17 protein-coding genes are annotated in these 22,473 nt (G+C 55.4%); 16 read left to right on the top strand and 1 reads right to left on the bottom strand.

Annotation, left to right across the window (positions count from 1 at the left end):
* The 11 genes from mraY to lpxC all read left to right on the top strand — a co-directional run bounded on the left by mraY (position 1) and on the right by lpxC (position 13,230).
* Positions 1-1,170 carry a phospho-N-acetylmuramoyl-pentapeptide-transferase gene (gene mraY, locus IEW12_RS15655; protein ID WP_188567032.1) on the top strand — a complete coding sequence of 390 codons (1,170 nt, stop codon included), beginning with the start codon at positions 1-3 and terminating at the stop codon, positions 1,168-1,170.
* Between the two features lie 75 nt (positions 1,171-1,245).
* Positions 1,246-3,207 (top strand): UDP-N-acetylmuramoyl-L-alanine--D-glutamate ligase, encoded by a 1,962-nt coding sequence (murD, locus tag IEW12_RS15660; RefSeq protein ID WP_188567033.1) that lies wholly within the window; start codon positions 1,246-1,248, stop codon positions 3,205-3,207.
* Positions 3,207-4,427 (top strand): putative lipid II flippase FtsW, encoded by a 1,221-nt coding sequence (gene ftsW, locus IEW12_RS15665; RefSeq protein ID WP_188567034.1) that lies wholly within the window; start codon positions 3,207-3,209, stop codon positions 4,425-4,427. The genes murD and ftsW overlap by 1 nt, the downstream gene beginning before the upstream one ends.
* Complete coding sequence (gene murG / locus IEW12_RS15670; RefSeq protein ID WP_188567035.1) at positions 4,424-5,527, top strand: undecaprenyldiphospho-muramoylpentapeptide beta-N-acetylglucosaminyltransferase; 1,104 nt, start codon at positions 4,424-4,426, stop codon at positions 5,525-5,527. The genes ftsW and murG overlap by 4 nt, the downstream gene beginning before the upstream one ends.
* Positions 5,524-6,930, top strand: coding sequence for a UDP-N-acetylmuramate--L-alanine ligase (gene murC / locus IEW12_RS15675; RefSeq protein ID WP_188567036.1), 1,407 nt, complete (start codon positions 5,524-5,526; stop codon positions 6,928-6,930). The genes murG and murC overlap by 4 nt, the downstream gene beginning before the upstream one ends.
* A gap of 3 nt (positions 6,931-6,933) precedes the next feature.
* Positions 6,934-7,908: a D-alanine--D-alanine ligase gene (locus IEW12_RS15680; protein ID WP_188567037.1), complete on the top strand. Its 975-nt coding sequence runs from the start codon at positions 6,934-6,936 to the stop codon at positions 7,906-7,908.
* 1 nt (position 7,909) lies between these two features.
* Positions 7,910-8,704 carry a cell division protein FtsQ/DivIB gene (locus IEW12_RS15685; RefSeq protein ID WP_188567038.1) on the top strand — a complete coding sequence of 265 codons (795 nt, stop codon included), beginning with the start codon at positions 7,910-7,912 and terminating at the stop codon, positions 8,702-8,704.
* A 52-nt stretch (positions 8,705-8,756) separates the two neighbouring features.
* Positions 8,757-9,989 carry a cell division protein FtsA gene (ftsA, locus tag IEW12_RS15690; protein WP_188567039.1) on the top strand — a complete coding sequence of 411 codons (1,233 nt, stop codon included), beginning with the start codon at positions 8,757-8,759 and terminating at the stop codon, positions 9,987-9,989.
* Between the two features lie 133 nt (positions 9,990-10,122).
* Entirely contained in the window at positions 10,123-11,319 is a 1,197-nt protein-coding gene (gene ftsZ / locus IEW12_RS15695; protein ID WP_188567527.1) for a cell division protein FtsZ, read from the top strand.
* 303 nt (positions 11,320-11,622) lie between these two features.
* Complete coding sequence (locus tag IEW12_RS15700; protein WP_188567040.1) at positions 11,623-12,129, top strand: peroxiredoxin; 507 nt, start codon at positions 11,623-11,625, stop codon at positions 12,127-12,129.
* Positions 12,130-12,294: 165 nt separating this feature from the next.
* Entirely contained in the window at positions 12,295-13,230 is a 936-nt protein-coding gene (gene lpxC / locus IEW12_RS15705; protein ID WP_188567041.1) for a UDP-3-O-acyl-N-acetylglucosamine deacetylase, read from the top strand.
* 86 nt (positions 13,231-13,316) lie between these two features.
* Here the strand turns inward: lpxC and IEW12_RS15710 are convergent, their stop codons facing one another.
* Positions 13,317-13,901 (bottom strand): DciA family protein, encoded by a 585-nt coding sequence (locus IEW12_RS15710; protein ID WP_229751146.1) that lies wholly within the window; start codon positions 13,899-13,901, stop codon positions 13,317-13,319.
* On the opposite strand from IEW12_RS15710, the gene IEW12_RS15715 reads away from it, so the two are divergent.
* The 5 genes from IEW12_RS15715 to IEW12_RS28860 all read left to right on the top strand — a co-directional run bounded on the left by IEW12_RS15715 (position 13,881) and on the right by IEW12_RS28860 (position 22,471).
* Positions 13,881-14,834, top strand: coding sequence for a M23 family metallopeptidase (locus IEW12_RS15715; RefSeq protein ID WP_188567042.1), 954 nt, complete (start codon positions 13,881-13,883; stop codon positions 14,832-14,834). The two genes, IEW12_RS15710 and IEW12_RS15715, sit on opposite strands and share 21 nt — an antisense overlap.
* Positions 14,835-15,083: 249 nt before the next feature.
* Positions 15,084-17,849 (top strand): preprotein translocase subunit SecA, encoded by a 2,766-nt coding sequence (secA, locus tag IEW12_RS15720; protein WP_188567043.1) that lies wholly within the window; start codon positions 15,084-15,086, stop codon positions 17,847-17,849.
* 264 nt (positions 17,850-18,113) lie between these two features.
* Entirely contained in the window at positions 18,114-19,829 is a 1,716-nt protein-coding gene (locus tag IEW12_RS15725; RefSeq protein WP_188567044.1) for a cation:proton antiporter domain-containing protein, read from the top strand.
* A 270-nt stretch (positions 19,830-20,099) separates the two neighbouring features.
* Positions 20,100-20,873, top strand: a complete 774-nt coding sequence (locus tag IEW12_RS15730; protein ID WP_229751208.1) for a substrate-binding periplasmic protein — start codon at positions 20,100-20,102, stop codon at positions 20,871-20,873.
* A gap of 2 nt (positions 20,874-20,875) precedes the next feature.
* Positions 20,876-22,471, top strand: a complete 1,596-nt coding sequence (locus tag IEW12_RS28860) for a CHASE domain-containing protein (RefSeq protein WP_229751147.1) — start codon at positions 20,876-20,878, stop codon at positions 22,469-22,471.
* Positions 22,472-22,473 lie beyond the last annotated feature (2 nt).

The raw sequence follows: 22,473 nt of genomic DNA on the forward strand, positions 1-22,473 counted from the left end.
ATGTTGCTTTGGTTAGCACAATTTTTTAAACAAGATCTCGGCTTGCTGAGGGTTTTTGGTTTTATCACGTTCCGCGCCGTGTTTGCGGCGATGACGGCAATTTCTATCGGTATCTTCGCCGGTCCTGCGGTGATCCGCACGCTGACCCGCATGAAGGTAGGCCAGGCTGTGCGTACAGACGGTCCGCAAACTCATTTGATCAAGTCCGGCACGCCGACCATGGGCGGTGTTCTGATCCTGATTTCCATTGGCGTTTCCACCTTGCTGTGGGCCGACCTCAGCAATCGTTTTGTCTGGGTCGTCATGATCGTGACCTTGGGCTTTGGCGCTGTGGGCTGGGTAGACGACTACCGCAAGGTGGTTTACCGTGACCCCAAGGGCATGTCGTCCAAGGAAAAATATTTCTGGCAATCGCTGATAGGTTTGGCAGCTGCCCTGTATCTGGCCTTCTCGGTGTCCGGTTCCAACAACGCAGAGGTACTGCGTCTGTTCTTCGCCTGGGTACAGTCCGGATTTAATCTGGATTTGCCGCCCAAGGCCGATCTGATCGTACCTTTTTTTAAAACCATCAGCTATCCGCTGGGTGTATGGGGTTTCATCTTCCTGACCTATTGCGTGATAGTCGGCACCAGCAATGCGGTGAACTTTACCGATGGCCTGGATGGACTGGCGATCATGCCTACCATCATGGTCGGCTCTGCTCTGGGTTTGTTCGCCTACCTGACCGGTCACGTCGGCTATTCAAAATATCTGCTGCTGACGCATATTCCCGGTGCTGGAGAACTGCTGGTTTTCTGCGGTGCGATGGCGGGAGCGGGTTTGGCCTTCCTGTGGTTTAACGCGCATCCGGCACAGGTATTCATGGGCGACGTAGGCGCGTTGGCGCTGGGCGGCGCACTGGGTACGATTGCGGTCATCGTGCGCCAGGAAATCGTCTTGTTCATCATGGGCGGAATCTTCGTTGCAGAAACCCTGTCGGTGATGCTGCAGGTGAGCTATTTCAAATACACCAAGAAAAAATTCGGTGCAGGACGCCGCCTGTTCCTGATGGCACCTTTGCACCATCACTTTGAACAAAAGGGCTGGAAAGAAACCCAGGTTGTCGTGCGTTTCTGGATCATCACGATGATGCTGGTGCTGGTGGGATTGTCGTCGCTGAAGCTGCGCTAGTCGATCGGTACAGAAGATTAGGCCGGTAATAAGTAATTGCAGTAATGATATGTAGTAATGATAGGAATAGGTTTGATGAGTTTCGCAGGAAAACACGTATTGGTTCTGGGTCTGGGTGAATCCGGACTGGCGATGGCGCGCTGGCTGCTGCGCTGTGGCGCGCGCCTGCGTGTTGCCGATACGCGCGCAGCGCCGGACAGGCTGGGCGCGTTGAAGCTGATGTCTGAAGAAACGCAATTTATCAGCGGCGATTTCAATGCAGGTTTGCTGGATGACATCGACTTTGTCGCAGTCAGCCCCGGTTTGTCGCCTTTGCATGAATTGGCGTCACTGGCTCCGGAAGCGCGGCAACGGAATATCCCGCTGTGGGGCGAGATCGAATTGTTTGCGCAGGCATTGGCTGCTCTGAAAATAGAAAAATCCTATACACCGAAAGTGATAGCGATTACCGGTACCAACGGCAAGACCACGGTCACCAGCCTGGTTGGCTTACTGTGTCAGCGTGCAGGATTGCGTACCAGGGTGGCCGGCAATATCAGCCCCGCGGTGCTGGATGTACTGTGTGACGAACTGGATCGCGAGGAACAGCTGCGTAAGGAGTTTTACCTGCAGTATCCGGAAGTTGCTGCTGCCGAGGCGGCAGAAGCAGAAGCAGCAGAGGCGGCAGAAGCGGCGGCGATGGCAATTGCAGCCGCTGCGGCAAACACTGCCGCTGAAGCGACATCAGAGATCGCTGATGCAGGCGCATTACAGCCGGCTGCGCCTGAACTCCCGGCGCCGGAGCAAGAGCCGGGCGCGAATGCAGAAGAAAGCATCGCTGAAGCAAGTAAAGCAAGTGAAGCTGTAGAGGCTGAGGCAATTTCCGATGAAGCTGCTGAAAACGAAGCCGGTGTTGATGAAATCGAACCGGCAGACGTGGTGGAGCCGGTCTCAGATGCACTGGATGAAGCGGATGTTGAGGCAGTGCCGGCAGTAATCGCTGCAGCGCTTGTGGAAGTTGTTGAACCGCTGCCGAAGATGGCTGATCCTTTGCCGCAGGTCTGGGTGCTGGAATTGTCCAGCTTTCAGTTACATACCAGCTTCAGCCTGCAGGCCGACGTAGCGACTGTATTGAATATTACGCAAGACCATCTGGACTGGCATGGCGATCTTGCTGCCTATGCGGCGGACAAGGCCCGTATCTTCGGCGAAAAGACAATGCAAGTGCTGAATCGCGATGATGCCATGGTGATGGCGATGGCCAAGCCTATGGCAAGCACGATCAGTTTTGGCGTGAACGAGCCTGAACATGCCGGCGATCTGGGCTTGCTGAATGAACACGGCATGACCTGGCTGGCATCGGCGGCTGCCGATGAAGAAGAACAGCCGACCGGCCGCCGCAAGAAAAAGAATGCGGAAGAAGTGCCAGTGACGATCAGCCGTCTGATGCCTGTGGACGCCTTGAAAATACGCGGCCAGCACAATGCCGCGAATGCGCTGGCCGCGCTGGCACTGTGCCGCACGATAGGTTTGTCGTTTGCGCCTTTGCTGCACGGCCTGCGCGAGTATCAGGGCGAGCCGCACAGGGTGGAATTGATTGCGACGATAGCAGGTGTCGACTATATAGACGACAGCAAGGGCACCAATGTGGGCGCGACGGTAGCGGCCTTGAAGGGTATAGGGCAAGAGTCGGCGGCGGAGTCGGGACTGCAGTTCAGCGCCAAGCGCGTGATCCTGATTGCAGGCGGCGAAGGCAAGGGCCAGGACTTTTCACCTCTGGTCGAGCCTGTGATGCGCTATGCCAAGGCGGTGCTGCTGATCGGCAAGGATGCAGCGGAAATACGTGCGGCGATTCAGGATGCGGCAGTAGAGATCACAGATTTCGCGTCGCTGGAAGATGCGGTGCAGGCGGCTGCGGCAATGGCGTCAGAGGGCGATATCGTGATGCTGTCGCCGGCCTGTGCCAGTTTTGACATGTTCCGCAATTACGCGCACAGGGCGCAAGTATTTGCAGACGCGGTAAGGGAAATCGGCTTGTCCAGGGGCGAGGTCTACTGATGAAACTGGCTTTGACGTCACTCAGCAAATGGCTGCCGTTTTCGGCAGAGCCTCCTGCTGCGTCACATCTGGCCCAACGCTCACGGATGATGGAGTACGACCAGCCTCTGATCTGGGTGACCCTGATCTTGATGCTGTTCGGCATGGTGATGGTGTATTCGGCATCAATCTCATTGCCGGATTCGCCCAAGTATGCGAATTACAAGAACACGCATTTTCTGGTCAGGCAGGCGATGTTTGTCTGCGTATCTTTGATTGCCGGTCTGTTTGTGTTTCGCGTAAAGGTGGAAACCTGGCAAAAATTTGCGCCTTATCTGTTTGTCGTGACGCTGATCTTGCTGGTGGCAGTGCTGGTGCCTGGTTTGGGCAAAGGCGTGAACGGCGCCAAACGCTGGCTGTCGTTCAAGGTATTCAACCTGCAGCCGTCGGAATTCATGAAATTGTTTGTGGTCCTGTATGCCGCGGACTATACGGTGCGCAAACAGGAATACATGCACAAGCTGACCAAGGGTTTCCTGCCTATGGCAGCGGCAGTCGGCGTCGTGGGCTTGCTATTGCTGCTGGAACCGGATCTGGGTGCTTTCGGCGTGATTGTATGTATCGCGATGGGCATCCTGTTTTTGGGTGGCATCAATGGCGTGTGGTTTGGCGGCATTGCGGCGACGCTGGTCGGCATTTTCAGCATGGTGATTATTTTGTCGCCGTGGCGGCGCGAAAGGATTTTCGCCTACCTGAATCCATGGGTGGAAGAAAATGCGCTGGGCAAGGCCTATCAGTTGTCGCACTCGCTGATCGCCTTTGGTCGCGGAGAATTGTTTGGCGTAGGCCTGGGGGCCAGCGTGGAAAAATTGCATTACCTGCCGGAGGCGCATACCGATTTTTTGCTGGCGGTCATTGGTGAAGAACTGGGATTCGCAGGGGTGCTGGTCGTCGTGCTGTTGTTTTACTGGCTTGTAAAACGGGCGTTTGAAATCGGCCGCCAGGCGATTGCACTGGACCTGACGTTTGCCGGTTTGACTGCCAAGGGCGTGGGCATATGGATAGGTGTGCAGGCTTTCATCAATATGGGCGTGAACCTGGGTCTGCTGCCGACCAAGGGCCTGACCCTGCCGTTGATGAGCTATGGCGGCTCAGGTGTAATGATTAACTGTATAGGTTTGGCAATTTTGTTACGCATAGATTATGAAAACCGTTTGCTGATGCGCGGGGGCCGGGTATGAAGCCGGCACAAACCTTGAAGGTCTTGAGTAGCGGCAAAAGGCTGCTGATCATGGCCGCCGGTACCGGCGGGCATATTTTCCCTGGCCTTGCGATTGCTGAGACGATGAAGGCGCGCGGCTGGCAGGTGTCCTGGCTGGGAACCAGCAAGGGCATGGAAGGGCAGATCGTGCCGAGGCATGGCGTGGAAATGGACACGATCGACTTTTCCGGCATGCGCGGCAAGGGTTTGATGCATACGGTTTCCGGCGGCTTCAAATTGCTGGGAAGTTTTTTTTCCTGCTGGAGCATCTTGTCCCGGCGTAAGCCAGACGTGGTGCTGGGCATGGGTGGCTATGTGACGGTGCCGGGCGGCGTGATGGCGGCTTTGCGCAACCGGCCGGTCGTACTGATGAACGCCGACGCCGGTTTGCTGTTGTCGAATAAGACTTTGCGGCCGCTGGCCAGCAAGCTGTTGTTTGGCCTGCCGTCGGCATCTGGCGCGGTGGATAAAAAGACGCAGGTCACCGGTAATCCGGTGCGGAAAGAAATTTGTCAGCTTCCACTGCCTGCAGTGCGTTATGGCAGCAGAAGCGGCGCATTGAAGATATTGGTGGTTGGCGGCAGTCTGGGCGCCAAGGTGTTGAACGATTGCGTGCCTGCCGCGCTGGCATTGATTCCTGCCGAGCATAGGCCGGTCGTTACGCATCAGTCGGGCAAGCAGCATATTGCTGCGCTGAGCCAGGCCTACGCCGCGGCTGGCGTGCAGGCTGAAGTACTGGATTTTATCGACGATATGCCGCGCCGTTATGCGGAGGCCGATCTGGTGATTTGTCGCGCCGGCGCCATCACAGTATCGGAACTGACGGCTGCAGGCGTAGCCAGCATCCTGATACCGTTTGTGGCGTCCAGCACTTCGCACCAGCGCAATAACGCGCAGTGGATGGCGCAGCAAAAAGCGGCGGTTCATGTACCGCAGAACGAATTGAATGCAGCAGGTCTGGCCGGGCAATTGCAGGCCATGACCAGGGAACAATGTCTGGCGATGGCAGAGACCGCATACGGTCTGGGGCAGCGCCAGGCGAATGAAACAATTGCACAGGTGTTGGAAGAATTAGCATGAAACATAAAGTCAAACACATACATTTCGTCGGCATAGGCGGCTCGGGCATGAGCGGCATCGCCGAGGTATTGTTGAACTTGGGTTACACGATCTCAGGTTCCGACCTGGGTTCGAATGCTGCCTCACAACGTCTTGCCGCGCTGGGCGCGAAGGTGATGCTGGGGCATGTGGCGGAAAACATCGAAGGCGCAGATGCGATTGTCACGTCTACCGCTGTCAAGTCGGATAACCCTGAGGTTGTCGCGGCGCGAGCCAGGCATGTGCCTATCGTACCGCGCGCGATGATGCTGGCCGAACTGATGCGGTTGAAGAGCGGCATCGCGATTGCCGGCACGCACGGCAAAACGACCACCACCAGCCTGGTCGCCAGCATCCTGGCGCAAGGCGGCCTGGATCCTACCTTTGTCATCGGCGGGCGCCTGAACAGTGCGGGCGCGAACGCCAAGCTGGGCAGCGGCGATTTTATCGTTGCAGAAGCGGATGAGTCTGATGCGTCCTTCCTGAATCTGCTGCCGGTGATAGAAGTGATCACCAATATCGATGCGGACCATATGGAAACCTATGGCCATGATTTTGCCAAGCTGAAACAGGCATTCATAGAATTTACGCAGCGCCTGCCATTTTATGGCGTGGCAGTACTGTGCCTGGATGATGCCAATGTGCGCGAGATCATGCCTTTCGTATCCAAGCCTATCGTTACCTACGGTTTCCATGCCGATGCCGACATCCGTGCCGTGAATGCCGAAGCAGTCGGCGGCAAGATGCAGTTCACCGTGGTGCAGGATGGCTACGCAGACATGCAGGTCAGCCTGAACCAGCCCGGCATGCACAATGTACAGAATGCCTGCGCCGCAATTGCGATCGCGCGCGAAGTCGGCGTTGCCGACAAGGACACGCAGATTGCCTTGTCAGAATTCAATGGCGTTGGTCGCCGCTTCACGCGCTACGGAGAAATTGCCCTGCCTGAGGCGGACGGTGTTTCGGCCGGCAAGTTTGCACTGGTTGACGACTATGGCCACCATCCGGTGGAGATGGCAGCAACCCTGGCTGCCGCGCGTGGCGCTTATCCGGGCCGCAGGCTGGTCCTGGCCTTCCAGCCGCACCGCTTCACCCGCACCCGCGATTTGTTCGAAGACTTTGTCAAAGTGATTTCCACTGCCGATGCGGTAGTGCTGGCCGAAGTTTATGCGGCCGGTGAAGTGCCCATTGTCGCGGCCGACGGCCGCGCGCTGGCACGGGCAGTGCGCGTGATGGGGAAAATCGAACCGGTTTTTGTAGAAGATATTAACGACATGCCTGATAGCTTGCTGCATGTATTGAAGGACGGCGATGTAGTCATCGTGATGGGCGCTGGTTCCATCAGCGCGGTTCCTGGCAAGCTGGCACAAACGACAGAGAAGTAGATCATGAGCGACGACACTACACAAAATGAAGTGAAGCAACTGGGTAAGGTGGGCGTGCTGTTCGGCGGCCGTTCCGCTGAGCGCGAAATTTCCATCATGTCCGGCACCGGTGTGCTGAATGCGCTGAAGAGCAAGGGTGTTGATGCGCATGCTTTCGACCCTGCCGAGCGCAGCTTTGGTGAGCTCGCCGCGGAAAAATTCGATCGCGTATTCATCGCCCTGCATGGCCGCTTCGGTGAAGACGGCAGCCTGCAAGGTGCGTTGGAGCAATTGGGCATTCCATATACCGGTAGCGGCGTGATGGCATCTTCCATTGCGATGGACAAGATTTTTACAAAGAAGATCTGGCTTTCGCATGGCTTGATCACACCCAAGTACGCGGTGCTGACGCCGGAAACCGAATTGCGCCTGGTTCCCGATGACTTGGGTCTGCCGCTGATTGTCAAACCGCCGCACGAGGGGTCGACCATCGGCATTACCAAGGTCAACGGCTATTCGGAGATGAATGACGCCTATACGCTGGCTGCCCAGTTTGACGATGAAGTGCTGGCCGAGGAGTTCATTACCGGCCGCGAACTGACGGTGACGATCCTGGGTACCGGCGCACAGGCGCGCGCCTTGCCCATTATCGAGATCGTTGCGCCACAGGGTAACTACGATTACCAGAATAAATATTTTACCAATGACACCAAGTATCTGTGTCCGGCACCGCTCGATATTGCATTGACGGCAGAGATACAGGATATGGCAGTAGAGGCTTACCGTGCATTGAACTGCGAGGGTTGGGCCAGGGTGGATGTATTGCTGAGGGCATCCGACAGCAAGCCTTTCCTGATCGAGATCAATACTTCGCCTGGCATGACCGGTCATTCACTGGTGCCCATGGCCGCGCGTGCGACCGGCATGAGCTATGAAGACTTGTGCCTGGAAATACTGAAAACCGCTCGCCTGAAAATGAGCAAGGGAAGCAAGCAATAGTATGTGGCAAGACGTCAAGCTGCTGAACACGGTTGCCAATACGCTATTTGCGGTATTGCTGCTGTTGCTGCTGGCGTCGGGTGTCTGGTGGCTGATACAGCGGCCGATGTTTACGCTGAAGGTGATACGCATAGAACCGGTGCAGCAGGAAGAATTGAGGCACGTAAATACCTTGACGATACGCGATGGAGCGATACCGCGCATCAAGGGCAATTTTTTTACGACCAACCTGGATTCGGTGCGGACGGCGTTTGAAGCAGTGCCCTGGGTGAGTAAGGCTTCCGTGCAAAGGGAGTGGCCGAACAAGCTGATCGTGACGCTGGAAGAGCACACGGCACTGGGCACCTGGGGTGAGCAGGGACGTTTGTTGTCGGTAAAGGGCGATGTGTTCAGCGCCAACCTGGCCGAGGCGGAAGAAGATGCGGACCTGATTGCATTTGACGGTCCGGATGGCAGTGAAAAGGAAGTGCTGGCGCGCTATCAGGATTTGAAGTCCTGGTTTTCCAGGATCAGCCTGGCGCCGGATGCTGTGCAGTATTCAAATCGCTATGCCTGGAGTGTCAAGCTGAATAACGGCATGCGGGTCGAGCTGGGGCGTGAGCAGACCAGTACGACACTGAAGGAAAGGGTGGACCGGCTGTTGACGGTATACCCGCAATTGGTGGCAAGTTTGCAGGAAAGCATAGAAAGCGTAGACATGCGTTACCCGAACGGGCTGGCCCTGAAATCCAGCCAGAGTTTTGGGACCAAGGGAAAGCGAAAGCCGGAAGTGAGTGCCAAGAGCAAAAGCCTGTAGCTGGCGAAGTATTTGCGGTGATCGTAAAAATTATTGATGCAAGTGGGATGACATGACAAAAGATGCAAAGAATCTGATCGTTGGTCTCGATATCGGCACCTCCAAAATTGTTGCGGTGGTGGCTGAGGTCATGCCTGATGGGCGCCATGAAGTGATAGGACTCGGCCAGCACGAATCCAAAGGCCTTAAAAAAGGCGTCGTGGTGAATATCGAGGCGACCGTGGAGTCCATACAGCGTGCGCTGGAAGAGGCGGAGCTGATGGCGGACTGCAAGATCAGGCATGTCTACACCGGTATCGCAGGCAGCCATATCCGCAGCTTCAACTCCAGCGGCATGGTCGCGATCAAGGACAAGGAAGTCATGGCCGCCGACGTGTCGCGCGTGATAGAGACGGCGAAGGCAGTCAATATCCCGACCGATCAGCAATTGCTGCATACCGTGCCGCAGGAATTTATCGTTGATAACCAGGACGATGTGCGCGAACCGATAGGCATGAGCGGCATACGGCTGGAAGTGAAGGTACATATCGTTACCGGCGCCGTGTCGGCGGTGCAGAACATCGTCAAGTGCGTGCGCCGTTGCGGGCTGGAAGTGTCGGACCTGATTTTGCAGCCGATGGCATCGGCCGAGGCTGTGCTGACCAAGGATGAAAAAGAACTGGGCGTGGTGCTGATCGATATCGGTGGTGGCACTACCGACGTCGCTGTATTTAGCGAAGGCGCGATCCGCCACACCGCGGTGATACCGATTGCCGGCGACCAGATCACCAACGATATCGCGATGGCCTTGCGCACGCCGACATCGGAGGCGGAAGAAATCAAGCTGCGTTTCGGCGTCGCCAAGCAGGTGCTGGCTGATCCGTCCGATACGCTGGAAGTGCCCGGCCTGGGTGATCGCGGTCCGCGCTCGCTGTCCAGGCAGGCATTGGCGGCAGTGATAGAGCCGCGGGTGGAAGAGTTGTTCGCGCTGGTGCATCAGGTTGTACGCGAATCCGGTTATGAAGATGTGCTGTCCAGCGGCATCGTGCTGACGGGCGGTTCATCCATCATGCCGGGCATGGTGGAGATGGCGGAAGATATTTTCCTGAAGCCTACCCGTCTTGGCATACCTGCTTATGCAGGGCAGTTGGCGGACGTGGTGCGCAGTCCGCGTTACGCGACAGTTTTAGGTTTGTTGTTGGAGGCGAAGAAGCAGTACATCCGTGGCCATATCGTCACGCGGCAGGAAGGCTCTGCCAAAGCAGTCTGGCAGCGCATGAAAGAGTGGTTTTTGGGTAATTTTTAGTCGTAAACAGCTTTAAAACAGTCTTAAGTTTTGCATAATCATTTTATAATGTTGTGATATGCAGTATTTAGTCGCTAGTCGTCACTACCGTGATGCCTATCGACTAAAAGCTGCCAACTTGGAGGAAGTCATGATGGAGTTCGATATGGTCGATAACGCTACACAAGGTACCGTGATCAAGGTCGTCGGCGTCGGTGGCGCAGGCGGTAATGCAGTACAGCACATGATCAACAAAGGTGTGTCCGGCGTTGAGTTCATTGCTGCCAACACGGATGCCCAGGCGCTTACACAATCCAAGGCGCATAACGTAATCCAGATCGGCGAGACCGGTCTGGGTGCGGGTATGAAACCGGAAGTAGGTCGCAAGCTGGCTGAAGAATCACGTTCACGCATCGAAGATGCACTGCGCGGCGCGCACATGGTGTTCATCGCTGCCGGCATGGGCGGTGGTACAGGAACCGGAGCCGCACCTGTTGTTGCTCAGGTTGCGAAAGAACTGGGTGCACTGACCGTGGCAGTGGTGTCCAAGCCATTTTCTTACGAAGGTAAGAAATGCATGGATATCGCTGACGAAGGTCTGGATGCTTTATCCCAGCACGTGGATTCGCTGATCATCATCCTGAACGAAAAGCTGGAAGAGATCTACGAAGACGACAGCATGATCGAATGGCTGCAACATGCCGATGACGTATTGAACAATGCAGTAGCGGGTATTGCAGAGATCATCAATGTGCCTGGCCACATCAACGTCGACTTCAATGACGTGAAGACCATCATGGGCGAGCAGGGCAAGGCAATGATGGGTACGGCGACTGCTTCCGGCGTCGATCGTGCACGTATCGCTGCTGAGCAGGCCGTTGCTTCGCCGCTGCTGGATGGCATCGACCTGTCCGGCGCGCGCGGCGTGCTGGTCAACGTTACTGCCAGCCGTAGCCTGAAAGGTAAGGAAATCAAGGAAGTGATGGCGGCAGTACGCGCCTTCGCCGCTCCGGATGCGTCGATTGCGCAAGGTATCGCGTATGACGACACCATGGGCGACGATATCCGCGTGACCGTAGTTGCTACCGGCCTGGGCCGCGGCAAGAAAAACATCCAGCTGGTGCAAACACCGGTGCTGCGCACAGGTACCCATAACGAACCTGTAATGGGCACACCGATGATGGCTTCCGGCACGATGACTGCCGGTGCAGCGACGACAGCAGGGTTTGAAGGCTTGACCAAACCTGCAGTATGGCGCCGTGAATCGGCATCGGATACGGTGCGGGCTCTGGAAAAGAACGGCATGGAGACCTACGATATCCCCGCCTTCCTGCGCAAGCAAGCCGATTAAGCTTTCCAGGCTACTGCGCGGCCCGATCTTGAGTCTGCGATGCTCACCGTACTAAAGTACGGCTGCGCTTCTTAACTCAACCTCGGGCCGCTCGCTACGCCTGGCGCGTGGTTCTTGTTGAGAGCGCCAGTTTAACCTTGACGCCGGCTTTGCCGGCGTTTTGCTTTCTGCACAAAATTGCAGACTCAGGCATACTGGCGTCCAGCACTCAGCCCGAGCATTTTTCCTATGCTGTATCCAAGCCGTATTGGTGCAGCGTATGGATTGCCAGTGCTTTTCCCATAATTTAAACAGGAGTCAAACATGACCATCAAAATCGGTGACAAATTGCCTGAAGGCACGCTGGCGGAATTTATTGAAGTGGAATCCGAAGGTTGCTCGCTCGGCCCGAATACGTTCAAGGTGTCCGAACTGACCAAGGGCAAGACGATTGCCGTGTTCGGCCTACCAGGCGCATTTACACCGACTTGCTCTGCCAAGCATGTGCCAGGCTATGTGCAGCACGCGGCTGAACTGAAAGCCAAGGGCGTGGATGAAATCTGGTGTATTTCCGTGAACGACGCCTTCGTGATGGGCGCGTGGGGCCGTGAACAAAAATCGACAGGCATCGTGCGCATGATGGCGGACGGTAATGCCGACTTCAGCAAGGCTCTGGGCCTGGATGCTGACTTCAGCAAGTTCAATATGGGTACTCGTTCGCAGCGCTATTCGATGCTGGTAGTGGACGGCACAGTGAAACAACTGAATATCGAAGCAGCGGGCAAGTTTGAAGTGTCCAATGCAGAAACCCTGCTGGCACAATTGGCCTGATTCATTTGAGACTTTAAGAAACGGCGCCGGGTGCGCCGTTTTTTTATGGCGCGGTAGCGATGCCCGATTCATCCAGGCTACTTGGCGAGCCTTGTCGGCGTTGCTAAATGGCTACTGACGCAATGGCCTTGCATCTTGAAGCGGGCAAAACTATATAATAGTGCGATGCTAAAACAGAGAACCATCAAAAAACTTGTCAAAACCATAGGCGTCGGTGTTCACTCCGGTACCAAGGTTGACCTGATCCTGCGCCCCGCTGCGCCCAATACTGGTATCGTGTTCAGTCGTATCGACCTGGACCCACCGGTTGTCTTCCCCGCATTTGCAACCAATGTCGGCGATACCCGCATGGCTTCCACCCTGGTTAACGAAGGTGCAAAAGTTTCTACGGTGGAGCATTTGTTGTCCGCCTGTGCGGGTCTTGGCATAGACAATCTGTATGTGGACGTCAGCGCAGAAGAAATTCCCATCATGGACGGTTCGGCATCGTCGTTCGTTTATCTGTTGCAGCAGGCCGGCATGCAGGAACAGGATGCGGCCAAGAAATTTATCCGCGTGCTGAAACCGGTGGAAATCCGCGAGGGCAGCGGCAAATCGGAAAAATGGGCGAGGCTGGATCCTTTTGAAGGTTTCAAGCTGCATTTCTTTATCGAATTCAATCATCCTGCGGTGGATGGCACAACCCAGACCGCCGAGGTCGATTTTGCCAAAGTGTCTTACGTGAAGGATGTCGCCAGGGCACGTACCTTTGGCTTCATGCAGGATGTGGAGATGCTGCGCGGCATAGGCCTTGCGCGCGGCGGTTCGATGGAAAACGCGATCGTGATGGATGAGTATCGCATTTTGAACGCGGATGGCTTGCGTTTTGACGATGAGTTTGTGCGCCACAAGATACTGGATGCGATCGGCGATCTGTACCTGATCGGTCATCCTTTGCTGGCCAGTTATACCGCGCACAAGTCAGGCCATGGCCTGAATAATCAGTTGCTGCGTGCCTTGCTGGAACAACCGGATGCGTATGAGATTGTCAGCTTTGATACTTTGAGCGACGCTCCCGAATCGTATGTGCTGCAAGAGCATCGTGAGTGGGCGTTGACGTAATTGCAGTAAAAAGCTCATAAAAAAAGGTCCTGTTGCGGACCTTTTTTCTTGTCAAAACATTCCTGAAATAGCACCCAGCCGTACGCTTATTTTTGCTGATGCCGTTTCACCAGATTTTGCAGGGCCGCGATCAAAGCGGCATTTTGCGGGGTGTCTTCCAGGCTGCTTCCAAGATTGTCGAAGGCTCTCAGCGCCTGATTCGACAACAGGGCCTGCTTGGCAGGTGCTGATCTTTCCACAATTCTTCTTACTTGTACTTTGATTCGGATTGCGTTAATCTGCCATCCCCGCTGCTGCAAAGCATCTTGCAATTTAGGCAACTGTTGTTTTAGCCTGCTTGCCAGTGCAGCATTGGGAGTGGACAAGGTTAATTGTCCTTCTGCTAATTGCAAAACATCGCAAGCATCAAACATCGCGGGCAGGATCGCCCCGCAATCTTTTTGTAGTGAAGCATTGCGCCTGACGGTAGGCAATAAGGGCGCGATTTTGTCATTGGCGCGCAAAAAATCTGCCGCACCGCTAGTGACATTCAGTTTTCGCGTGCGCTTGATGTTGATTCTATATGGAGGAGGTGACGATGGCTGCATGGATGGAACCTTACCACAAAGCCCTGTCCCGGTCATGCCGGGTACAGCTGCCGGAGTGAACTGATGCAGATAATTTTGATGCATTCCCGCTTCACGCAAGCCAAATCGGTCACTTTGACGACCCGGCATGTGCTGCTCTCGGCCTTCGCCTTCTTTTTCCTGATTATGCTGTGTTCCGCCATGATGGCGGCACTAACCTTGCGTCTGGCGAGCGGGGACGTGCCGCTATTGCGCGATTTCGTTCCGGCGGCGACCGTCAATGATCCCAATGCCAAAGACAAGTACCTCAAAGAAAACCTGGCTGCAATGGCGGTCAAGCTGGGGGAAATGCAAGCCCAGTTGATGCGTCTGGATGCATTGGGCGAGCGTGTGCAGGGGCTGGCCGGCGTCAAGCCGGAAGAGTTCAATTTCAAGGAGCTGCCTGCCCGAGGCGGCGTTGAAATGTCCAGCAGGGGCCCTGCCAAGGAATTGAACATGTCGGAATTTCAACTGGCGCTGGAGGCGATGTCCAAGGACGTCGAGCACCGCTCGGATTTCATGAATGTGGTTGAAACCAAACTGATGGGGCTAAAGGTGCAGGCCAAGCTCTTGCCGACGATACAACCGGTGAACGTAACTTACAGCGCGTCCACCTTTGGCTGGCGGCTTGATCCGTTCACCGGGCGCAGCGCTTTTCATGAAGGCATCGATTTTCCGGCGCCTACCGGCACGCCTATAGTCGCCGCTGCTGGCGGCGTGGTGATTGCGGCAGAATTTCACCCTCAGTTCGGCAATATGCTGGAGATTGATCATGGTGGCGACATCATGACGCGCTATGCACATACCTCCCGCATCTATGTGAAGGTAGGGGATATCGTCAAGCGCGGCCAGCATGTAGCCGACATAGGTTCCACCGGCCGCTCCACCGGCTCCCACCTGCATTTTGAGGTACACCTGAAGGGCGTACCGCAAAACCCGAATAAATTCCTGCAAGCCGGTGCAAACCAGGCCAATCTGGCAGAGTTAAGCAAAAAATAAGCTTGATTTTAGACGCTTCACCACCAATTGCCCTTGGTGTTGTCGCTTAAGAATCAGGCTATGCCTGACAGGATGTGCCAAATTGTAGTGAAAACCGTGTATCTGCTGATGTTTCCGGCACTGCATGGTAAAATCATCAGTTAGCCTGCATTTGCTTTTTGTTGCTGTTAGATCAAGCCCGGCCCATTTTGCCTTGCGAATTCTTGCAGCGTTTTCAAGTACTTACTTAATCCACAGTTCATTCATAGCATGTCATTTCTGACCAAGATATTCGGTAGCCGCAACCAGCGGCTCTTGAAGCAATACCAAAAAACCGTGCGTGAGATCAACGCACTGGAACCGCAGCTTGAAGCCTTGTCGGATGAGCAATTGCAAGCGAAAACGCCTGAATTCCAGGCGCGCCTCGCCAAAGGCGAAGAGCTGGATGCAATCTTGCCGGAAGCCTTTGCTGTCTGCCGTGAAGCCAGCAAGCGGGTACTGAAAATGCGCCACTTCGACGTGCAGATGATAGGTGGCATGGTTCTGCATTATGGCAAAATTGCCGAGATGGGCACCGGCGAGGGTAAAACCTTGATGGCAACCCTGCCCACTTACCTGAATGCCCTGTCAGGCAAAGGTGTGCACGTCGTGACCGTCAATGATTACCTGGCGCAGCGCGATGCCGAATGGATGGGCAAGTTGTACGGCTGGCTGGGCCTGAGCACTGGCGTCAACCTGTCTCAACTGGATCACGATGCCAAGCAACTGGCTTATGCTTCCGATATCACTTATGGCACCAATAACGAATTCGGTTTCGATTATCTGCGTGACAATATGGTGTATGAAGCCAAGGACAGGGTTCAGCGCGTATTGAATTTCGCCGTGGTCGATGAAGTCGATTCCATCCTGATTGATGAGGCGCGTACGCCGCTGATCATTTCCGGCCAGGCAGAAAACCATACCGACCTGTACTACAAGATCAATGAAGTGCCCAAGCTGCTGACTTTGCAGATAGGCGAAGAAACACCGGATGGCAAAGGCCACATCGAAGTGCCGGGTGACTATACCAAGGATGAAAAATCGCATCAGGTATTGCTGACCGAAGCAGGCCACGACAACGCGGAACGCATCCTGACCCAGATGGGGCTGTTGCCTGAAGGCGCGTCGCTGTATGACGCTGCCAACATCACGCTGATCCATCACCTGTACGCCGCCTTGCGCGCGCATGCGCTGTACTTCAAGGATCAGCACTATGTGGTGCAGAACAATGAAGTCGTGATCGTCGATGAATTTACCGGCCGCCTGATGACAGGCCGCCGCTGGTCCGACGGCCTGCACCAGGCTGTGGAAGCGAAGGAAGGCGTCAAGATCCAGAACGAAAACCAGACACTGGCTTCCATCACTTTCCAGAATTACTTCCGTATGTATGTTCGCCTGTCCGGCATGACCGGTACGGCCGACACGGAAGCCTACGAATTCCAGGAAATCTATGGACTGGAAACCGTCGTCATTCCTCCAAACCGTCCCTCGCAGCGTAAAGACAGGCAGGATCAGGTCTACAAATCCGCCGAGGAAAAATACGGCGCGATGCTGAAAGACATACAGGATTGCTACAAGCGCGGACAGCCCGTGCTGGTGGGTACGACGTCGATTGAGAATTCCGAACTGTTGTCTGGCATCCTGGAGAAGGCCAAGCTGCCGCACAATGTGTTGAACGCGAAGCAGCATGCGCGCGAAGCGGAAATCATTGCGCAGGCTGGTCGTCCTAAGGGCATTACTATTGCAACCAATATGGCCGGTCGCGGTACCGACATCGTATTGGGCGGCAATGTGGCGAAGCAGGTGCAGTTGATCGAAGCGGACGACAGCTTGTCGGACGCGGAAAAGCAGCAAAAAGCCAAGGTGCTGAGCGACGAATGGCAGTCCCTGCATGAGCATGTCGTCAATGCCGGCGGCCTGCACATCATCGGTACCGAGCGTCACGAATCCCGCCGTGTGGATAACCAGTTGCGTGGTCGTTCCGGCCGTCAGGGTGATCCAGGGTCTTCACGTTTCTACCTGTCGCTGGACGATACGCTGCTGCGTATTTTTGCCGGTGACCGGGTGCGCGCGATCATGGACAGGCTGAAGATGCCGGAAGGTGAACCGATTGAAGCGGGCATCGTTTCCCGCTCTATAGAATCGGCGCAGCGCAAGGTGGAAGCGCGCAACTTCGATATCCGTAAACAATTGCTGGAATATGACGACGTTGCCAATGATCAGCGTAAAGTTATTTATCAGCAGCGTAATGAGTTGCTGGAAGCCCAGGATATTTCCGAACTGATGTCGTCCCTGCGCGCAGGCATGTTCCAGGACATCGTTCGCACCTATGTGCCGGAAGAGTCGGTCGAAGAGCAATGGGATATCCCTGCGCTGGAAGCGACACTGGCCGGCGAATGGGCGCTGGACGTGCCTCTGCAAAAAATGTTGAAGGAAGAAGCCGACATCAATGACGAGGACATCCTGGAGCGCGTGCAGAAAGCGGCTGATGCTGCCTACGACGCCAAGGTCGCACTGGTCGGCAAAGAGTCATTCGGCGGTTTCGAGCGTAGTGTCATGCTGCAGAATATCGATAACCACTGGCGTGAACATCTGGCGGCGCTGGATCATCTGCGCCAGGGCATCCATTTGCGTGGCTATGCACAGAAAAATCCTAAGCAGGAATACAAGCGCGAAGCGTTTGAACTGTTCGGCCAGATGCTGGATCTGATCAAGAGCGAAGTGGTCCGTACCGTCGTCACGGTACGCATACAGTCGCGTGAAGAGATCGAGGCAGCGGAAGAGCAATTTGCGCAGCCTGCATTGGAAAACGTGCATTACCAGCACGCCGACTTTGATGCGAATGCCACGCCGGAAGAAATGCTGGCGCCGACAGCCCATGCCGAAGATGACCGCTCTGAGCCAGAGGTCAACCACGGTTTGAAAGTCGGCCGTAATGACCCTTGCCCTTGCGGCAGCGGCAAGAAGTACAAGCAATGCCACGGTAAGCTGGCGTAAGCTTCAGTAGAAATGGTGAATAAAAAGGGGCAGAGTTTCTGCCCCTTTTGTTTGGGGCGGCGGTTTTTCAGGCTGCTTGCTTTATAATGATTTGCAGGTGATTGCTGCCGGCTGCAGTAAAGACCCCACCTAGTATTGATCACATCGATCGCATTGATTTCAACAGGCACATCGTGCCGATATCGGCTGAGCTTGCCGATAGCCGCTTTAAGGCAGCCCTCAATGGCGCTGCTGCACTATTACTTAAGGAGGTGGTACCCGCCTATGCCCCACAATATCTCGCTGATTACAACTGTCGCCGCCGCCTTTGGTTTTGCGCTGATCCTGGGTTTCATTGCTGTGCGGATGAAGTTGCCGGCATTGGTCGGCTATCTGGTTGCCGGAATTTTGATAGGTCCTGCAACCCCTGGTTATGTTGCCGATGTGGCGTTGGCTGGCCAGTTGGCTGAAATTGGCGTGATGCTGCTGATGTTTGGAGTGGGCCTGCATTTCTCACTGGATGATTTGCTGTCCGTCAAACGCATTGCCTTGCCCGGAGCCATCGTACAGATTATTGTGGCTACCGCGATGGGCGCCGGCGTGGCGAGCTGGTGGGGCTGGAGCCTGGGGGCAGGGATTGTCTTTGGCCTGGCGCTGTCCGTTGCGAGCACGGTGGTATTGCTGAAAGCGCTGGAGAGTCAGGGCGTGCTTGATTCGGTAAATGGCCGTATAGCAGTGGGCTGGCTGGTGGTGGAAGACCTGGTAATGGTGCTAGTGCTGGTATTGTTGCCGCCCTTGGCGGCAATGGGCAGCGGATCCACTGCAGGGGCCGAAGGCCCTGGTATCTGGATGACCCTGGCCAAGACCATGGGGCAGGTCGCCCTGTTTATCGGCTTCATGCTGGTGGTGGGCCGCAAACTTTTCCCTTGGATATTGTGGCACGTGGCCCGCACCGGTTCGCGCGAGCTCTTCACTTTGTGCGTGATTGCTGCCGCTGTAGGTATCGCCAGTGCTTCTGCGACGCTGTTCGGCGTATCGTTTGCACTCGGCGCCTTTTTTGCCGGCATGGTCTTGCGCGAATCAGAGCTGAGCCTGCGTGCAGCCGAAGATTCTTTACCGCTGCAGGATGCGTTTTCCGTACTGTTCTTCGTTTCGGTCGGTATGCTGTTCGACCCCATGGTATTGATACAGCAACCTTTGCAGGTATTGGCCGTGGTGGTAATCATTGTCGTCGGTAAATCGCTCGCGGCCTTTGTGCTGGTCATGTTGTTCCGCTATCCCTTGAACACTGCGCTGACGGTGTCCGCCAGCCTGGCGCAGATAGGGGAATTTTCATTCATTCTGGCCGGCCTTGGCGTTTCCCTCGGTGTTCTGCCTGTGCAAGGACAGAATCTGATACTGGCCGGCGCCATTATTTCAATTGCGCTGAACTCCATGGTGTTCAAGCTGATACAGCCCTTGCAGTCCTGGCTGCGCGCACGCTCGCAACTTGCGCGCGATCTGGAGCACAGGGATGATCCGCTGGCCGAATTGCCCGCCACCGTCGCTTCCGAGCATTTGTCGGCCCATGTGGTCATCGTTGGCTATGGGCGCGTAGGCAGATATATCAGCGATGCCTTGCGCGCAGAGGGGCATACCGTCGTCATCGCCGAGCAAAACAGGGAGCTGGTGGATCAGTTGCGCAAGCAGGGCTTGCATGCGGTGGCCGGCGACGCGTCTGAAGCGGGGACGCTGATACAGGCACACATCGCACGGGCGCGCATGCTGGTCATCAGCCTGCCCGATAGCTTTCATGCAAGGCAGATGATAGAAATTGCAATGACTTTGAATCCTGCAATAGAAACCGTGGTCAGGACTGCCAGCGAAGAAGAAGCTGCGCTGCTGCAGAAAGAGCGGGCGGGCAAAATTTTTGTCGGCAAGACCGAGCTGGCGCTGAATATGGCCAACTACATATTGTCAAAAAAATCAGCAAAGGAAGCCGTCGCCAGGTCCGGTCACTAGACCGGAAAACGACCGGGGCGGATTACCTTGCTTTTCTGCCCTTCAGACTCGCCCAAATAGAAGAAAATATGTCCTGATGCTGTCATATGGCTGTGGCAAAATGTAATTGCCGCAGCAGACAAATGTACGCTGCTTGCTGGACAAGCATGGGCAGATATGGGCAGGCATTGACCGTACAAGCCATATATGCCCGGCCAAGTTTCTTATTGCCGACTATTTTCATAGATACCGATTTCACCACGCATGCTGCGCCAGACACGTTTTATTTTCATGCTGCTGATATTTGCGGTAATGCTGGGAGCTCAGGCTGCGTATGCTGCGCCGAGCGGCCCGGACTGCTCTCGTACACTGACCCTTGGTCTGCACGATCACGGGCTGCTGTATTCGGCCAGGACGGGAACCGGCATAGACAAGGAAATTGCCGACGAGCTGATACGGCGCAGCGGCTGCAAGATCAATATGACGCTGATGCCGCGTGCCAGGATATGGCAATTGATAGAATCCGGCGCCCTGGATTTCAGCCTGTCCGGTATTGCCAATGAAGAGAGAAACAGGTTTGCCAGCTTCGCCTGGTATTTCTCCAACAAGTATTATCTGCTGGTGCGCAAGGACAGCAAGGTCAGGCAATTGTCGGACTTCGAGGCCGACAGTAATTTGCGTCTGGGTGTCATTCGCGCTTTCCGTTATAGCACCAATGCCAACCGCCTGGTGGATAGCTTGAACGATGCGCAGCGCGTGACTTATGCGTCCAGCCTGGACCCTTTGTACAAGGTACTCAGTAGCAATCGCATCCAGGGCATGATCATAGAACCTTTTGATTATTCGCAGGTATCGAATACCTCGATACGTGAATTTACTTCCATCATAGAGACGAAAGATCCTGCTATCCCGCATGGATTGATCATGTCGAACAAGGCCTTGCCCGTAGAAGAACGCCGTAAATGGCAGGCGCTGGTCACCGATATGCGCACGGATGGCACGATGCTGCGTATTTTCAAGAAATACTTCGATGCTGATCTGGCAACCGCCATGGTGAATTTTTGAGTATGCAATTCCATCGCTTACGCCAGTACGGCCTGGTGCTGCTGGTCTTGTGCATCTCGCTGGCGGTCAGTTTTCTGGCCTGGCAGCATGAAAAAAATAACACACTCCTCAATCTGCATGCGTCGCTGGATTTTAATGTGCGCGATGTCAGTGGTCGCATTGAGCAAAGGATGGCGGCTTATGAACAGGTATTGCATGGCGTGCAGGGGGTGTACGCTGCCTCCGGCGAAATTACTCGCGCGAACTTTGCCGCCTACGTCAACGCACTGCAACTTGGCGCGGATTACGCCGGGATGGGGGGAATAGGAGTCGCTACGGCAGTCCCTGCATCGCAAAAAGAGAGCCATATTCTGCAGATGCGCCAGGCCGGATTCGCCGATTACGATATCCGCACGCAGGGCTTGCATGCGATGTATGTGCCAGTGCTGCAGCTGGAACCATTTGTGGGCCGCAATCTGGAAACCCTGGGGCTGGACCTGTATGCAGACCCGAGGCAGCGCTCGGCGATGGACAGGGCGCGGGACTCCGGCAATGCCGCTATTTCATCGAAGCTGGTGTTGGCTAAAGACAGGCGCCAGTCGTCCGCTGCCGACACTGCAGAGTTCCTGATGTACCTGCCCTTGTACAAGGCCGGATCTGCGAACGATACGCCGGCAGAGCGGCTGACGAATATCCGCGGCTGGATTTTTGCGCCATTCCGCGTACAGGACATGATGGCCAGCCTGTATGGTGAAAACCAGGCTGCCACCGATGTCCAGATTTATGACGGCGTAGAAACGACGCCTGATACGCTGATGTATGATTCCGCGCCTCGCACAGATGGCAAGCGCTTGCAGGCGCATGACCCTGAACGCATCATGGCGACGGAATATGTGACCAACGGCGGCCATACCTGGACCATCGTGGTGAATAGCCTGCCGGGATATGACGAGCATATAGGCAAGGACAAGTCCAAATTCATTGCTGCGAGCGGCATCGTGCTGAGCCTGTTGTTGACTCTGCTGACCTGGCAACTCGCAACCGGCCGCGAACGTGCGTTGACGCTGGCGCGGGACATGACGCGTGAACTGCGCGCCAGCGAAGCGCGCTTCCGTTATCTGGCGCAGTATGATGAGTTGACCGGTTTGCCGAATCGGGCCATGTTCAAGGATCGCCTCCATCATGCAATTTCACAGGCCAGACGCGACAAGACGCACATGGCGCTGATGTATCTGGACCTGGATAATTTCAAGCCGGTCAATGACAGCCTGGGGCACCATGTCGGCGACATGCTGCTGAAAGCCGTTGCCGACAGGATGCTGACTTGCGTGCGCGAATCCGATACGGTCGCCCGCATAGGCGGCGACGAATTTGTGGTGCTATTGTCTGTGATTGAGCATGAGCAGGATGCGGTGCTGGTGGCGGAAAAAATCCGCCACGCGCTGAACCAGCCGTTCGAGGTGGCCGGCGGGCATGTACTGGAAGTTTCTTCCAGCACCGGTATCGTGCTCTATCCCGAGCACGGCACGGACGAAGTGGAGTTATCCCGCAATGCCGACAATGCAATGTACAAGGCAAAGGAGCTGGGACGCAATATGGTCAGGATGTATCAGCCCTAGGC

The sequence above is a fragment of the Parundibacterium terreum genome (assembly GCF_014636315.1).
GTDB classification, from domain to species: domain Bacteria; phylum Pseudomonadota; class Gammaproteobacteria; order Burkholderiales; family Burkholderiaceae_D; genus Undibacterium; species Undibacterium terreum.